The 16,976-nt window shown below is 33.4% G+C and carries 15 protein-coding genes; all 15 read right to left on the reverse strand.

What is annotated here, in order from left to right; translation table 11 throughout:
• Window positions 1-60 precede the first annotated feature (60 nt).
• The 15 genes from ABZP37_RS00920 to ctlX all read right to left on the reverse strand — a co-directional run bounded on the left by ABZP37_RS00920 (window position 61) and on the right by ctlX (window position 16,967).
• Window positions 61-1,062, reverse strand: a complete 1,002-nt coding sequence (locus ABZP37_RS00920) for a hypothetical protein (RefSeq protein WP_366184863.1) — start codon at window positions 1,060-1,062, stop codon at window positions 61-63.
• Between the two features lie 2 nt (window positions 1,063-1,064).
• Window positions 1,065-2,312, reverse strand: a complete 1,248-nt coding sequence (locus ABZP37_RS00925) for an NAD(P)-binding protein (RefSeq protein WP_366184865.1) — start codon at window positions 2,310-2,312, stop codon at window positions 1,065-1,067.
• Window positions 2,313-2,339: 27 nt separating this feature from the next.
• A complete protein-coding gene (gene gmd, locus ABZP37_RS00930) occupies window positions 2,340-3,422 on the reverse strand; it encodes a GDP-mannose 4,6-dehydratase (protein ID WP_366184867.1) in 1,083 nt (360 codons plus the stop codon).
• A 130-nt stretch (window positions 3,423-3,552) separates the two neighbouring features.
• Window positions 3,553-4,503: a GDP-L-fucose synthase gene (locus ABZP37_RS00935; RefSeq protein ID WP_366184868.1), complete on the reverse strand. Its 951-nt coding sequence runs from the start codon at window positions 4,501-4,503 to the stop codon at window positions 3,553-3,555.
• A 365-nt stretch (window positions 4,504-4,868) separates the two neighbouring features.
• A complete protein-coding gene (locus ABZP37_RS00940) occupies window positions 4,869-5,876 on the reverse strand; it encodes a mannose-1-phosphate guanylyltransferase (protein ID WP_366184870.1) in 1,008 nt (335 codons plus the stop codon).
• A 183-nt stretch (window positions 5,877-6,059) separates the two neighbouring features.
• Window positions 6,060-7,349: a nucleotide sugar dehydrogenase gene (locus tag ABZP37_RS00945; RefSeq protein ID WP_366184872.1), complete on the reverse strand. Its 1,290-nt coding sequence runs from the start codon at window positions 7,347-7,349 to the stop codon at window positions 6,060-6,062.
• Between the two features lie 138 nt (window positions 7,350-7,487).
• Complete coding sequence (gene rfbB / locus ABZP37_RS00950; RefSeq protein WP_366184874.1) at window positions 7,488-8,534, reverse strand: dTDP-glucose 4,6-dehydratase; 1,047 nt, start codon at window positions 8,532-8,534, stop codon at window positions 7,488-7,490.
• A gap of 34 nt (window positions 8,535-8,568) precedes the next feature.
• Complete coding sequence (locus ABZP37_RS00955; RefSeq protein WP_366184876.1) at window positions 8,569-9,042, reverse strand: UpxY family transcription antiterminator; 474 nt, start codon at window positions 9,040-9,042, stop codon at window positions 8,569-8,571.
• A 57-nt stretch (window positions 9,043-9,099) separates the two neighbouring features.
• The gene (locus ABZP37_RS00960) at window positions 9,100-10,491 is read right to left on the reverse strand and encodes a UDP-glucose 6-dehydrogenase (RefSeq protein ID WP_366184878.1); all 1,392 of its coding nucleotides are present in this window, start codon (window positions 10,489-10,491) and stop codon (window positions 9,100-9,102) included.
• Between the two features lie 61 nt (window positions 10,492-10,552).
• Complete coding sequence (locus tag ABZP37_RS00965; protein WP_366184880.1) at window positions 10,553-11,542, reverse strand: SDR family oxidoreductase; 990 nt, start codon at window positions 11,540-11,542, stop codon at window positions 10,553-10,555.
• Between the two features lie 4 nt (window positions 11,543-11,546).
• A complete protein-coding gene (locus tag ABZP37_RS00970) occupies window positions 11,547-14,009 on the reverse strand; it encodes a polysaccharide biosynthesis tyrosine autokinase (protein WP_366184881.1) in 2,463 nt (820 codons plus the stop codon).
• A gap of 16 nt (window positions 14,010-14,025) precedes the next feature.
• Window positions 14,026-14,814, reverse strand: a complete 789-nt coding sequence (locus tag ABZP37_RS00975; protein ID WP_366184883.1) for a polysaccharide biosynthesis/export family protein — start codon at window positions 14,812-14,814, stop codon at window positions 14,026-14,028.
• A 70-nt stretch (window positions 14,815-14,884) separates the two neighbouring features.
• Window positions 14,885-15,505 carry a recombination mediator RecR gene (gene recR, locus ABZP37_RS00980; protein ID WP_366184885.1) on the reverse strand — a complete coding sequence of 207 codons (621 nt, stop codon included), beginning with the start codon at window positions 15,503-15,505 and terminating at the stop codon, window positions 14,885-14,887.
• A 63-nt stretch (window positions 15,506-15,568) separates the two neighbouring features.
• A complete protein-coding gene (locus ABZP37_RS00985) occupies window positions 15,569-15,934 on the reverse strand; it encodes a CoA-binding protein (protein ID WP_366184887.1) in 366 nt (121 codons plus the stop codon).
• Between the two features lie 97 nt (window positions 15,935-16,031).
• The gene (gene ctlX / locus ABZP37_RS00990) at window positions 16,032-16,967 is read right to left on the reverse strand and encodes a citrulline utilization hydrolase CtlX (protein ID WP_366184888.1); all 936 of its coding nucleotides are present in this window, start codon (window positions 16,965-16,967) and stop codon (window positions 16,032-16,034) included.
• Between the last annotated feature and the right edge of the window lie 9 nt (window positions 16,968-16,976).

Consider the following 16,976-nt stretch of genomic DNA (forward strand, 5'->3'; position numbering starts at 1 on the left):
AAACTATTTTTATATCTGGTTTATTTTTTTTTATTTAAAATAACATTTACTATTCTAAATCTAATTGAAAGTAAAACTACTTTTCAATAATTCAATTCGCGCTTTGGTATTATGCTTGTTTAAGTATTCATTAATAGCATCATTAGACTGCTTATCATAATTTTTCAACCTAGTATCTAATTGTTTTTTGAATTCTATATAAGTATCTATAGATGCTCCCTGGTTATTCATCTGATAAAAATCAGTATCATCGTTTTTAGGGTATCGTGCCATGACCGTACAGCCTGCAGCAATAAATTCTAAATATTTGGGTGTCACTGGATTAAAACCATTTGTCCTTTGTTCCCCACCATCAATTCCTGGCGTACCATAAAGAGCCACTTTTGAATCATTTGCCAATTGCATATAATCTTCTCTTTCATGAAAATCGCCAATAATCCCTCGTTTATTACTCTTATATTTTAACCGACCATCAATTTGTACTTGAAAAACGTATTCAATTTCAGGATTTTCCTTTTCGTATTGTTGAAGGTAATCCCATAAAATTTCATTTTTTCGGCCTAAAACAATCACATCAATATCCCTTTTTTTTTCGCTTATAGCCCCTTGGTATTTACTAGGAAGACTTAAAGGAAAATGTTTTATATTTACCTTAGAATTATTCTCTTTTAAAAAAGTATATACTTCCTTACTACTAATTAATACCAATGAACATTTTTGATAATATTTATCAAATAGCTGAATATCCTTAATCCAAAAATCAATAATTATAGGAATCGCTCGCTCTCTGTTTGAAAAACTGACAAATTGCATTGGATACATCGAAAAATACAAGTAAAAATTCTTTCGTCCTGATAAAAGTTCGCCAAGTGAAGTTAGATCATTTTTAAATATTTTTTCAGCTATTTTTGTTATCAGACGAAATATGTTTTGTTTGGGAATTGGACTTTCTACAATTTTTATCCCTAATCCTTTTGCTATTTCATCTTCCCACTCGTAAACGATCTGATGACTAGGCCATTTTTGAAAATGCCTATCGGAATAAATTGCATTTATCCTCATAATCAATTTTTTAGAAATGTATCTGACAAGTCCATTGCAGCTCCCATAGCGGCATCCATATTGTAATACTCCCACTCTGCAAAACGACCAGTCAAATACAATTCGTTTTTTTCTGTGACTTTCTTAATTTGTGAAATGAATTCGCGTGTATCTACATCCTGGATAGGATAAGTATATTTGGTATACCTATGATCTATGTATTTTGGAGCAAATGGAATATTTTTTAACTGTTCTTTTAAATCTGCTTCACTCATGAAGTCTGTAAATTCAATTGTCGCAGACAGTATACCTTCTCTATTATTATTCTTTGAAAAATTACCTGTACAAATTATACGGTGTGCATCAAATTTTGTATCCGGTAGGTAAATCCAACTAAAATCATTTACATTTATTTCACACAGTACAGAGGTAGTTCCATGAAAATCCAGTTTTTCAATATTTTCTTGATACTCATTTAAAAAATTATTTTCTAACATCAGCGGCAGTGCTTTTATATTGCCTGCAAAAATTACAATATCAAATTCCTTATCAGAATTCACCAACCATTTCTTTGTGATGTCGTTTTTAAATAATGTTTCTACAGGTGTATTTAAATTTATATTTAAACCTTCTGCCAAACGATTAGCCAAAAACTGAGACCCATTATTTTTAGGATAGAAAAAAGTACTATGAACCATTTTTGTTTCTTGTTCCTTCTTTATATTATTGTAAATTATCTCTTCAACCTCTGGCATAGGTAATTTACCTTCTAACCAAGACAATGGAACTTTACTAAGATCCTTTTTCCAAATCTTTTCATTATAGGGTTTAAAATATTCTTCATATAATGTGAGTCCAAATTGTTTCTTAAGAAACTCTTCAAAATTTTTTGGATTATCACCCTTTTTTAAACTAAGCTCAAGTAATTCATTTATCACTTTTTTAATTATATCATCACCCATTTGATAAAGATGATTCTCAACAGGGTAGCCTATAGGTTTCTCCATGAAAGCTACAGCATTTCTAGTACTTTTTGTAAACTCCTTCTCTTTATCAAAAAAACTCCAAAACCAATCTAATACGTCCTGCCTCTTTGAATTGAATACATGACCACCAACCATATGGTATAAATTACCCTCTACAACATCACATTTTATAAGTCCTCCAGGTTTTGAGTCTTTTTCAAATAATTCGACATCGTAGTTGTTTTTTAGACAGTGGCCAATTGTCATTCCAGAAATTCCTGCACCGATTATTGCAATTTTTTTCATCTACTCAAAATAATTGATTTTATTTTATTAATACAATTTCAAATCACTTTCCACCATTTCTTTCACCAATGCAGCCAAATCATATTGAGGCACCCATCCCAATTGCGTTTTAGACTTAGTAGGATCTCCAATCAATAAATCAACTTCGGTAGGACGGTAATATTCTGGATCTACACGAACTACTACTGTACCTAGTTCTAATTGATATAAAGGGTTATTACAAGCTGCTACAGTAGCCGTTTCGCTTTCATTTTCTCCTTCGAAAGTCAATTCAATACCTACTTCAGCAAAAGCCATGATTACGAAATCTCTAATATAAGTAGTTACACCCGTAGCGATTACATAGTCTTCTGGTACATCTTGCTGTAAAATTCTCCACATTGCTTCTACATAATCTTTGGCATGTCCCCAGTCTCTTTGAGAATTCAAATTTCCTAAAAACAAACAATCTTGTTTCCCTTTGGCGATAGCCGCAGTAGCCATGGTAATTTTACGCGTTACAAAAGTTTCTCCACGTCTTGGTGACTCATGGTTAAATAAAATACCGTTACAAGCAAACATATCATAAGCTTCACGGTAATTCTTGGTTATCCAATACGCATAAATCTTAGCTGCTCCATAAGGAGAACGAGGGTAAAATGGTGAATTTTCATCGTAAAAACCGGCGGCATTTTTATTTTCAGCTAAACCTCCGTACAATTCAGAAGTCGAAGCTTGATACACTCTAGTTTTTTTACCTAATCCTAAAATCCTAACGGCCTCTAAAATTCTTAAAGTTCCCAATCCATCCACATTAGCCACATATTCTGGGGAGTCGAATGATACTTTTACATGAGACATCGCTCCCAAATTATAAATTTCATCTGGTTGTACTTCTTGAATGATTCTAATAATATTAGTAGAATCTGTCAAATCACCATAATGCAATTTAAAATTCACATGTACTTCATGTTGATCTTGATAAATATGATCAATACGTTGTGTATTAAAAGATGACGCACGGCGTTTTACACCATGAACCATATATCCTTTTTCTAATAATAATTCTGCTAAATAAGAACCATCTTGACCTGTGATTCCTGTTACTAAGGCTACTTTTTGTGTTGTCATAATCCTGTTTGTTTTTGTATCCTAAAAAAACACACCCCTAACCCCTCTCAAGAGGGGAATAGCTGCATGTATATATATTTAAAAATATTGTTGTTGTTTTGAAATTTTATGAATTATAAAGTCAAGAATCCTACAATTTAACTTGCTTATATTTCCCTTCATTCTCTAAAAACCAAGCATAAGTCTTTTGAATCCCTTCTTCTAATGCTACTTGATGTTTCCAACCTAAACTGTGCATTTTGGAAATATCCATTAATTTTCTTGGAGTACCATCTGGCTTAGTGCTATCCCAGTCAATTGCTCCTTGATGACCAATGACTTTTTGAATGGTTTCTGCTAGTTCTTTAATCGTTAAATCTTCACCAGTACCTACATTGTACAAATGTTCAGGCAATTTGTTTTCTAACGCAAAAACAACAGCTTGTGCCATATCATCTACAAAAAGGAATTCACGCATAGGTGTTCCACTTCCCCATAAAGATACAGTAGCATTATTGTTCAATTTAGCTTCATGAAATTTACGCATCATGGCAGGCAACACATGTGAAGACGTCAAATCAAAATTATCGTGTGTCCCATATAAATTAGTAGGCATCAAACTCACATAATCCTTTCCAAATTGCTTTCTAATCGCTTCACAAGCCTTAACTCCTGAAATTTTAGCAATAGCATACCATTCGTTAGTCGGCTCTAAAGAATCCGTCAATAAATAATCTTCTTTTAACGGTTGTGGAGCTAGCTTGGGATAAATGCAAGAACTACCTAAAAAAATAAATTTTTCAATTCCAGCCTCAACTGATGAGCTGATTAAATTGTTTTGAATTTGCATGTTTTCCATAATAAACTGGTATGGAAAATTATTATTGGCTAAAATCCCACCTACTTTGGCAGCGGCATCAATAATTACTTGAGGCTGTTCTTTTTGTATAAAGTTTTTCACTTCTAGCTGATTGCGCAAATCCAAGGTTTTACTAGTTGCTCCAATTAAATTACAATACCCTTTTGCTTCTAAAGCCCTCCAAATAGCACTTCCCACCATGCCTTTATGTCCTGCAATGTAAATTTTAGTCTCTTTATCCATACCCTAAATATTATTTATTTTTTGAAATTCCAATTCCAGTATTCTATTTTCAAAATAGATACATCATTATATTGTACGCTCACCTAATGGTCTGAAAAATTATTCGCCTTCAGAAATTGACACGAAAAACTCCATCCCCTCTCTTTTTTATCATGGCTTTGCCCTTCACACTCCCAAATTGAGAGCTGAAACCGTAATTTTAAGTATGACAAATATAATCAGTTTATTTTAGTATATTGCAATAACTACAATTTACAATACCCTCTAATATCCTTTACACTCTAAGCACCAATTGAATTTGAATTAGTAAACAAAAAAAATACCACTAGGTTTAGTGATATTTTTAATATTAACCTTATAAATTCCTAGTTCAACAAAGGTGACTGTTCTTTTTCCAATGCATTATAGACGTATTTCACGTCCTGAGAAGATTTCTTTTTCAAAATTAAATTAGCATCTTCGGTAAAAACAAAAATTGTGTCTTTAGTCCCTACAAATGCTGTATAATTTGTAGTACCAATGGCCATATTACCATTTTTATCGACCGGATGACCTTTAGATACTAAATAATCATATACTGACTCGAAAGAGCCCAAATCAGACCAAACAAAATCAGCCGCAACAACTTTAATCTTTTTGCTGCGCTCCATCACAGCATAATCCACACTAATAGACGGTATCTCTAAAGAAAGTTCTAAATCTAAGACACCCTCTTTATTATTATCCCATGCAATTTTAGATTTTTCGTAAACCTCTGGCTGAAAAGCTTTTAATTCTTCCAAAAACACACTGGCTTTGAAACAAAACATGCCACTATTCCATAAAAAATTACCTCTAGAAATAAAATTCATGGCAGTAATTTGATTTGGTTTCTCTCTAAAGGAAACCACATTATCTCCCTTACGTTCTATATATCCGTATCCTGTTTCTGGTTTCGTGGGTTTAATTCCAAAAGTTACAATAAATCCATCCTCAGCTTTAGTAATCGCATCATGTATTGCTTCTTCATATTTATGCATTGCATCTATAATATGGTCGGAAGGAGTAACGATTAAAATTGTATCTGGATCAGAAGCAAAAGCTGCAAAAGCGATGGCTGCAGCTGTATTCCTCGGAGTTGATTCAACAATATTGACATAAGGTAGTTTTGCCTTATCCATTACCTTTTGGCTCAAATGACAGTTGTCTACATTACCAATAACCATCACAGTATCAGCAATGGTTCGATTGCGTTCAACTGTCAATTCAAATAATGATTTCCCTTCAAACAAAGACAAATATTGCTTGGGCTGGCTTTTACGAGAAAGCGGCCACAATCGACTGCCTATACCTCCAGTTAAAATAACATGCGTTACAGATTTTTTATTTTCCATTTTTATGTTTTTTATGTTTTTACATAGCATCTATATTTTTATACAAAACAGAGATTTTATTTTTTTAATTATGTCTTTTAATCGTTTGATTTAACATTCTTCATTCATTATAAGTATTTGAATCACGTGGTCATCGAAAGACTCATAATGACAATTATACTAGACCAATCCCTTACTTTCATATTACAATCGACCATCAACACCTTCTTTTAAGACGCCTTTCACATCATAAAGAATATTTCTCTCTTTTTTAAATTGAGATAAATCTAAACTTAAAAAGTCACTATGCGCCACTCCTAATACTACGGCATCAAACTTAAAATCAGGTGGGGTATTTATTGTTGTTATTTGATATTCTTTCTGAACTTCCTCTGGTTTAGCCAAGGGATCAAAAACCGTAACTTGAATACCATATTCCTTTAAGGATAGTATCAAGTCAACTATTTTTGTATTACGAACATCGGGACAATTTTCTTTGAAGGTAATCCCTAACATTAAAAGACTTGCTTCATTGACTGTAATCCCTTTTTTGATCATCAACTTCACAATTTGAGAAGCTACATATTCTCCCATGCTATCGTTCAATCGTCTTCCTCCCAGAATAATTTCTGGATGATAGCCTATTTCTTGTGCTTTTTGAGCCAAATAATAAGGATCAACGCCTATGCAATGTCCACCAACTAATCCTGGTTTAAATGGCAAAAAATTCCATTTGGTTCCAGCAGCAGCCAAAACTTCATGGGTATCAATATCCATCAAATTGAATATTTTAGCTAATTCATTGACAAAAGCAATATTAATATCCCGTTGAGAATTTTCAATCACTTTAGCCGCTTCAGCTACTTTAATAGAAGGAGCCAAATAAGTTCCTGCCGTAATTACGGATAAATACAACTCATTTACCTTTTGTCCAATCTCTGGAGTAGAGCCAGAAGTGACTTTCAATATCTTATCAACAGTATGTTCTTTGTCTCCTGGATTGATTCTTTCTGGAGAATAACCCGCATAAAAGTCCACATTAAATTTTAAACCAGATATTTTTTCCAAAACAGGCACACATTCTTCTTCAGTAACTCCTGGATAAACGGTTGATTCATAAATTACGATATCTCCTTTTTTCAAAACCTGCGCAACGGTTTCCGATGATTTGTATAAGGGAGTTAAATCAGGACGGTTATTTTTATCTACTGGTGTTGGTACTGTTACAATATAATAATTACAATCAGCAATATCCTCAATATTAGTAGTACAAAACAATCCTTTACCATTCATGCAGGGGTTTTGCTCCAAAAGCACCGTTTTCAACAATGCCTCATCAATTTCAAGTGTACTATCCAGTCCTGAATTTAATTCGTCAATTCGATTTTGATTAATATCAAAACCTACTACTGCATGCTTTGTTCCAAACAGCCGAGCCAAAGGCAATCCTACATAGCCTAAACCGATCACTGCAATTTTCATATCTAAATTCATGCTGTTCTATTATTCTCTTTACGCTTCCTTTTCGCCTTTATGACTTATTGTACTTATACAAAAAACGAAGCAAATATATACATTCCACATTAAATGCAACTACCCATTTAATGCTCTAACTTATTTCAACAAATCCCTTTATTGATATTGTTTTTCATAATAGGCTGCATATTCACCCGAAGTAATATGCGATAACCAATCTGAATTGTTTAAATACCAATTTACAGTTATTTCTAACCCTTGTTCAAAAGTAACAGAAGGAGACCATCCTAGTGCTGTGTTTATTTTGGAAGCATCAATAGCATAACGCAAATCGTGCCCTGGTCTGTCTTTTACATAGGTTATCAACTTAGACGACTCTCCTGATTCACGACCTAATTTAGTGTCCATGATACCACATAACAAACGAACCAAATCGATGTTTTTCCATTCATTAAAACCTCCTATATTATAGGTTTCGTGATTTTTTCCTGTATGAAAAACTAAATCAATGGCACGAGCATGATCAATGACAAAAAGCCAATCACGCGTATAATTTCCATCTCCATAAACAGGCAATGGCTTGTTGTGAATAATGTTATTTATAAATAAAGGAATTAATTTTTCAGGGAAATGATTTGGGCCATAATTATTAGAACAATTGGTCAACACATAAGGTAATCCGTAAGTTTCACCGTAGGCACGTACAAAATGATCTGAACTCGCCTTTGAAGCTGAGTAAGGTGAATTAGGGTCGTAAGCAGTAGTCTCAGTAAACAAGCCTTCAGCTCCTAGACTCCCATACACTTCATCTGTACTAATGTGGTAAAACATTTTACCTTCAAAATTTCCATGCCAAATTTTTCTAGCAGCATTTAACAAATTCACTGTTCCTATTACATTGGTTTTCACAAAAGCCATAGGATCTTCAATAGAACGATCTACATGTGACTCAGCCGCTAAATGAATAACCCCATCAAATTGGTGCAATTGAAACAACTCTGAAATAAAATTTTCATCAGTAATATCTCCTTTTACAAAAGTGTAGTTTGATGCTTTTTCAACATCTACTAAGTTCTCTAGATTCCCAGCATAAGTCAAGGCATCTAAATTATAAATTTGATAATCTACATATTTAGCAACAAACAAGCGCACTACATGTGAGCCAATAAATCCTGCACCTCCTGTAATTAGAATCTTTTTCATATTTATTATTTTACTTTTAGCCACGTGAGAGCTTTCAACTACTTTTATTTATATCCATCTTTAAAACACAACCTAATGATTCTAGAACCAAAATACAATGCGTTTTATTCACCTCTTGTATAACTGCTTCTTGATCTAAAAACGGACCAGACTCTAATATTATTTTATCTCCTTTTTTATAAGGCAACATAGTAACATCTATTGCATTAGGTTTTTCTAACCAATATTTAATGGTTTCTATTTCTTCCGCTCTTACAATGGCTGGTTTTCCTAGCCAAAATAAATAGCGCACAACACCTACAGACTGAAAAACTAAATTTCTATCAGCTTCTTTTAATCGAACAAAAACATAGGAATTAAACAAAGGGACTTCAATCTTTTTTTTACGATCTGACCATTGTCGTTCTTTTATCACCAAAGGGCAATAACATTCTATTTCCAGTTTTCTTAATTGTTCTGCTACTTTCTTCTCCCATTTCGGTTTTGTATAAACTACATACCAATTCATCTCTTTTTGTATATTAAAACAATAATTCAAAAGAACTTTGCTACTCTATTACACCTCTTAAGATCCAACTGAATGGTAAACAAATCCAATTGCTTCCATTTCAGAACGATTTAACACATTTCGACCATCAAAAACAAAGGCTGGTTTTTGCATCGAATGATATATTTTTTTCCAGTCATAAGTAACAAATTCATCCCATTCAGTCAATATTGCAATGGCGTGTGCCTTTTCACAAGCTTCGTAAGGGTTTGTAACTACTGTTAGACTTTTTTTATTTTTTTCTGAACTTCTTGTTTCTAAATAATCCAAGTCCGCTTGTACTTTATCTGCTTGTACTTTTGGATCAAAAACAACTATTTTTGCTTGTTCATTGATCAAGTCATCCGCTATATAAATCGCGGCTGATTCTCTTGTATCATTAGTATCTTTCTTAAAAGCCCATCCTAAAAAAGCAATTTTTTTGTCGGCTACAGTATTATATAACGTTTGCACCATTTTATTTGAAAAACGTCTTTTTTGATGATCATTCATAATGATTACCTGTTCCCAATAATCTGCTACTTCATTTAATCCGTAGGATTTAGCAATATACACTAAATTCAATATATCTTTTTGAAAACATGAACCTCCAAAACCTACTGAAGATTTTAAAAATTTTGGTCCAATTCTGCTATCCATTCCAATCGCTCTCGCCACCTCATTGACATCAGCACCTGTTTTTTCACACAATTCAGACATGGCATTGATAGAAGAAATTCGTTGCGCCAAAAAAGCATTAGCCGTTAATTTTGATAATTCTGATGACCATACATTCGTAGTCAAAATTTTATCCTGATCGACCCAATTTGCATAGACGTCTACCAAGGACTGAATCGCTTCTTGCCCATCAACGGAACTATCTCCTCCAATAAGAATTCGATCTGGAGATAATAAATCTGTAACGGCAGTTCCTTCGGCTAAAAATTCAGGATTGGATAAAATTTGGAATTGAACTCCATTTCCGGTGTGATCCAAAATACTTTTTATCGCCTCAGCTGTACGAACTGGCAAAGTTGACTTTTCAACAACAATCTTGTTGTCCTTAGCTACTCTTGCAATTTGTCTGGCGCACAATTCAATATATTTCAAATCAGCGGCCATTCCTTTTCCTTTTCCAAAAGTCTTAGTAGGCGTATTTACTGAAATAAAAATTATTTGTGCTTCATCAATTGCCTGATCCACATTAGTAGAGAAAAACAAATTTCGTCCTCTAGCCTCACCTACAATTTCAGAAAGTCCAGGCTCATATATAGGTATATTATTGACATCTTCATCATTCCAAGCTGCAATTCTGTCTTCATTCAAATCTACAACCGTCACTTGAATGTCCGGGCATTTTTGAGCTATGATTGCCATTGTAGGCCCTCCAACATATCCAGCTCCAATACAACAAATTTTTGTAATCTTCATCTTCTATCTTCTATAATTTATTTAAATTCAAAATGTTTTATATTTCTTAAAAAAAACTTACTTAACGTAAATTATCCCAATACCAAGCCACAGCTTCTTGCAATCCTTTTTGCAAAGAAAACTGAGGATTATATCCTAATAGTGCCTTAGCTTTATCAATGCTTGCAAGTGAATGGGGGATATCTCCAGCCCTACTTGGTCCGTATTCAATAGCTACATTTGCTATTCTTGAATCATACTTTGACAAATATTCTTTCAAATAGTTCACCAAGTCGTTTAACGTATTTCTATCGCCATAAGCGGTGTTAAAAACCGTATTGATTGCTAATGGATTATCGGTCACCATTGCCAACTCATTCATCTGAATCACATTGTCAATGTAAGTGAAATCTCGAGAATAATTTCCATCTCCATTAATTACGGGACTTTCCAGTTGCATCAATTGCATCACAAATTTAGGAATAACTGCTGCATAGGCTCCGTTAGGATCTTGTTTTCGTCCAAAAACATTAAAATACCTCAAGCCAATTGTTTCCATCCCATAAGTACTACTAAAAATCTCAGCATACAGTTCGTTTACATATTTAGTAATTGCATAAGGTGAAAGTGGTTTCCCTATCACATCTTCTACTTTTGGCAATCCTTGAGAATCGCCATAAGTGGATGAACTAGCGGCATAAATAAATCGTTTAACCTTAGCATCTCGAGATGCTACTAACATATTTATAAAACCCGAAACATTGACATCGTTAGTGGTTACGGGATCTTGAATAGAACGAGGAACAGATCCTAATGCTGCTTGATGCAACACATAGTCTACCCCTTGAACTGCCTTTTGACAATCCTTTTCGTTTCTAATATCACCTTCAATCAAACGAAAATTTACATTCTCTTCAAAAGCCTTCAAATTATGCTTATGACCTGTGGCAAAATTATCCAAACAGACCACTTTATACCCTTTTGACAAAAAATATTCACATAGATTAGAACCAATAAAACCAGCTCCTCCAGTGATCAACACGGTACTATTTACAAATACTTGCTCCTTCATTTTTTTAACTTTTATTCAACTTTCGAAACTGATGTCTAATTCTTTTTATCCAACTTTTAGGTCCTTCATCATCATGATAGCCGTTAGAATAAGCTCCATAACCATAGCCGTAGCCATAGCCGTAAGCTGAACCATACTTGGCTTTATTTTCGAATCCATTAAAAATAATACTCGTATTGGTTAGTTCTTTTCTTTTCACCCTATTATTTAATAAAGTAATCATTTCCTTTTTAGAAAAGTTCTGACGTACAATATACAAACTAACATCTACATATTGAGATAATTCCAAGGCATCTGAAACTAAACCTACAGGAGGCGTATCCAATATTATATAATCATATTTATTCTTTAATTCCTTCATTAACGACTCCATGCGATCACTCAAAATCAACTCGGATGGATTAGGCGGTATAGGACCCGAAAGAATGACATCCAAATAAGGGATGTGTGTTTTATTAATTATATCATCGACTCCCTTTTGATTGATTAAATAATTAACTACTCCTACTTCATTCATCAAATTAAACTCGTCAGATAATTTAGGTTTTCTTAAGTCTAATCCAACAATAACCGTCTTCTTTTCGCTCAATGCAAAAACAGTAGCTATGTTAACAGAACAAAAAGTTTTCCCTTCCCCACTGACCGAAGAGGTAATCATAAGTGTTTTAGCTCCATCTAAATTTTGCTGTTTGTACAAGAACTGCAAAGAGGAACGAATTGCCCTGAATGATTCCGATAATGCTGATTTAGGTTTCTCAAATACTGCCAAATCAGAACCTGACTTATTATAGCCAACAACCCCAATTAGAGGTATCTGCGTAAGACTATGGATGTCATCTGTATTCTGTATCGAATTATTAATAAAGAAAATCGTAAAAACAAATATCAATGGAAATAATATCCCTAGAAATAATGCCAATACATAATTGACGGAGGTTTTAGGCCCCAATAATCCTCCACCAATATCTTTAGCAGGATCAATAAAATGAATATCGGATAAATTTGCCGCTTTAACAATATCTGCTTCGCTTCGTTTTTGCAGAAAGGTACTGTAGATTTTATCACTTAAATCATACTTCCTTTTTATTTTAATCAACTCCTGCTGATCGTCAGGTAGTTTTTTAATGGTATTTTCTGCTTGATTAATTTTATTATTAACAAGCGTCAGGTCGTATTGCAAGGAAGTCTTAGCTGTTGAAATGTTCTCTAACAGAACATTCTTAATAGCATCCATTTGAATATCAAAATCTTTGAAAATTTTATCACTTTTTACAGCATAAGCCATTTCAGAGCGTTGTGTGGAAAGTGAAATCAATTTAGAAATAGCCGAAACAACATTAGGGTCGTCTATCCCAGCGATAGATGGTGCTGGAAGCTTAGAATAATCAACACTATTCTTTAAATAGGCTTTTAAGGAATTATAATAGGCTATTTTACGAGCTATTTCATCTTTCTGAACATCATATCCATAGATTTTATCCGAAAATTTTTCACCGCCCGCTTCAATATCATAAATGTTTTTACTTTTTCTAAAAGTCTTTAATTCATCGCCTGTTTCTCTTAATTGAGATTCCATTGCAACAAGGGTACTATCAATAAAACTAATGGTATTGGTTGCAAATCGATTTTTATCGTCCAATTGTCTTTTGCTGAGCATTCTTACCGTGGCATTCAAGTACTCAACCATTCGGGCTTTATTCGTCCCTTGCATACTAAGAGTGATTATGGATCCCGCTCTATCGTCAACGCGAACATTAACCCCTTTAAACCTAGATACTGTTCCGTCAAAATCATTGAACTTTACAAAATATTCATTTCCATTATAAAAACCTGGATTGTCTTTTATTTGTAATTTCCAATTTAAAAAAGGCAACGACACCTGCGTCCCTACTTTATATCTTTTGACAAAATCTCCTGGAACAACTGCAGTATTTCCATAGGAGTTATTAGAATAAGATACTAATCTAACTCCATTAGAGGCAAAAGGAATCCGAATTTCATATTCACTTTCACTTATAAACTTAATCCCGATAAGCGTATTTACAATTTGACCTTTTGTCTTATCAATATTTACATAAAAAGGAACAGCGCCATAAGCATCTACTAAATTGTATTTGCCTTGCGCTAAATAATCGATATAAAATTGTAGTTTTTCAACAACCAGTTCATTATGAGATCTCGACTGAAATATCGTAGAAATTGTACTCACCTGATCTGAAATCCCTCCCCAGTTAAAGACCAAACTAGTGTTAGAGGTAAAAAGAGGATTACTTTCTTCCTTTACAGAAATAAGCGTCTCCATACCGTAAATTTTTTCTTTCCGAATGTTAACTTGATATGCAATTGTAAAAGTGATAATCAAACTGATTAAAAACCACTTCCAATAGCTTCCTATTTTAATTAAAAAACCTTTAAAGTCAAAACTTACTTGGTTTTCAAAAATTGAAAAATCTTTTATATCTAACATTCTTCTACCTCTCTTTTTATTTTGTTAACAGAAAAAACGTCGTAGTTGCCAGTGACAGCAATGTAATAAAGGTACCCAAAGACTCTAAACCTGTTTTCCCTGTCCCCCATGTCTTTTGTTTCAATGGCTTTATATAGATATAATCATTGGGTTGTAAATAATAATAAGGGGATTTCATCACATTAATATCGGTAAGATCAATATCATGCATTTGGACTCCAGTTTGAGTTTGCCTAATAATAGTAACCGCCTTCCTGTTTCCTGTAATAGAAATATCACCCGCATTTGCAATCGCCTCCATAATGTTTACATGATCTTGAAATAAAGTTTTTGTCCCTGTGCTTCCTATTTCTCCATTGATTGTATATTTGAAACCTGCTAATTTGACGGTTACAAAAACATTTGCTTCCTTTTTAAAATAATCAGCTAACAATTGATTTTCAATTCTTTGTCGAATCTCATCAAGCGTATATCCAATAACGTTCATTTCTCCCAAAACAGGAATTCTAATATTACCATGATCATCAACAGTATAACCGTCAAAATAAAGCCCTGTGGGAGATTTACTCACAGCACCATCATTAACGGTACTGAAAATTGAGACTAATTTAGGGTCTATTGTTTTTATACTAATACTCATTACATCATTAATCTGTAATCGATACGGCTTAGAAGCAACAACAGCTATTGATGACTCAGTGTCAACACCATCTTTTTTTTGCAAATAAATTAATTCCCGTGTAGAAATACAGGATGTAAATAACATAGTTACACCTAAGAATAAAAAGAAAATATACTTGTTCATTTTTCTATTTTAGACAACAAATATAGCTTTTCATTTACTATATTAAAAGTTTGATTTTAGTTAAAGCTAATTAATTACTCTTGAATGATTTTTCGAAGGGAATTCTATGCAATATACTTCTCCCTAGAGTCACTTCATCTGCATATTCCAACTCATCTCCTACGGCAATCCCTCTTGCTATAGTTGACATTTCGACTCCAGAATCTACAATTTGTTTGTAAATATAGAAATTAGTCGTATCTCCTTCCATCGTAGAACTTAACGCAAAAATAATTTCTAAAACATTCCCGGATTTTACTTTTTCAACCAGTGTCGGAATCTTTAACTGACTAGGCCCTACTCCTTCAATTGGAGAAATCTTTCCGCCCAAAACGTGATATACACCTCGAAATTGCCCTGTACCTTCAATTGCCATCACATCACGTATGTCTTCAACCACACAAACAATTTGCTTATTTCTATTAGGATTGGCGCAAATTTCACAAATTTCACTATCCGAAATATTATGACAACTGTTGCAATACTTAATATCAGTTCGCATATTTACTAATGCTTGAGATAAAAATTCCGTTTGCTCTTTTGGTTGTTTTAACAAATGAAGCACTAAACGCAATGCCGATCGCTTGCCTATTCCTGGCAACTGTGCAATCTCATTAACCGCTTTTTCAATTAATTTTGAAGAAAATTCCATAGGAATAAAAGTAAACAATTTAAAAAGTCAAAGGTATGTTTGACTTTTTTATAGCACGAGTTTTTAATATTTATTGGTAGCCAACAAAGTCAATGTACAAGCTACTTCCGATTTAATATTATTTAATTCTAATAGTTGATAAAATTCTGGGTTTTCTGTACCTGGATTAAAAATTACTCGCTTTGGACTCGCTTCTACGATATAATTGTAATAATCACGTTGACGTGCTGGATTCAAATACAAACTAATTGTATCAATGTTTTTTAAAGGAATCGCCTTGGTTTGAATTTTTACTCCTGCTACTTCTCCTGCATTTTGTCCTATTGCTAGAACAGAGTGACCTTTAGCTACCAAATCATTGATTGCTTTACAGGAAGCCCTTTCAACTTTTGCAGAAGCGCCTAGAATTAATGTTTTTTTATTTCTCATTATTTTTGATCCAATTATTTTTTGTGCTACAAAAGTAACTCTTTTTACCGCTTGAATAATTCAAACTCCTAATCTTTGATTAATAACTTCTAGTGAGTTATTTTCTTTCTAAAAAAATCTCTGCCATCATACAACGAGCACTACCTCCACCACAAGCTTCAATAGTATCTAAACTGGAATGTAAAATCTCAGCATGACTTTCTAATTGTTCTTTTTGTTTGGAAGTCAATGATTCAAAAGCAGCGGAACTCATTACTAAATACTTTTTATCATTAGCCCCGATAACTTGTAACATATTACCAGCAAAACTGTCCAATTGCTTTTCAGAAATTAAAATAATCTCTTTATCATCTTTCTTTAAGTTCTCCAAAACCATTTTTCGTTCTTGCTTATCATCTATTGCTTCCGCACATACAACTGCAAACGTATCTCCAATACACATCATTACATTGGTATGGTAAATCAATTTACGCTCACCATCCACCGTTTGGAATGCTTCAAAAATTACAGGTGCGTAATCAAAATCTTCACAAAACTCAATAAACAACTCTTCATCAGCACGAGGTGAGAGGGCACAATAGGCTTTTTCATTAACCCTGTCCAACACTATACTACCGGTTCCTTCCAAGAACAATTCGTCTTCTTCAGCAGAAGAATAATCTACTATATTTTCAATCGAGAAACCTTTGTCTTCTAGTATATCTAAAATATCTTCTCTTCTCTCTAATCGTCTATTTTCAGCAAACATTGGATAAAAAGCTACATCATTATTATGATGTAAAGAAATCCAATTATTAGGGAAAATGCTATCTGGCGTACTTGGATTTTCAGTATCATCTACTACTACAACATTCACACCTACAGCTGCAAGCTTAACGACTAAAGCATCAAATTCTTGCTGCGCCTTAGCGTTTACAGTTGCCGGAAGCAGCCCGTCAATTACTTTTTGATAATAATTATTGATAGCTGTTTGTTCATTCATTCGAAACGCCACGGGACGAATCATCAACACTGAATTGGTAATTTGTTTCATTATATATTA

The organism is Flavobacterium ovatum (genome assembly GCF_040703125.1).
GTDB lineage: Bacteria > Bacteroidota > Bacteroidia > Flavobacteriales > Flavobacteriaceae > Flavobacterium > Flavobacterium ovatum.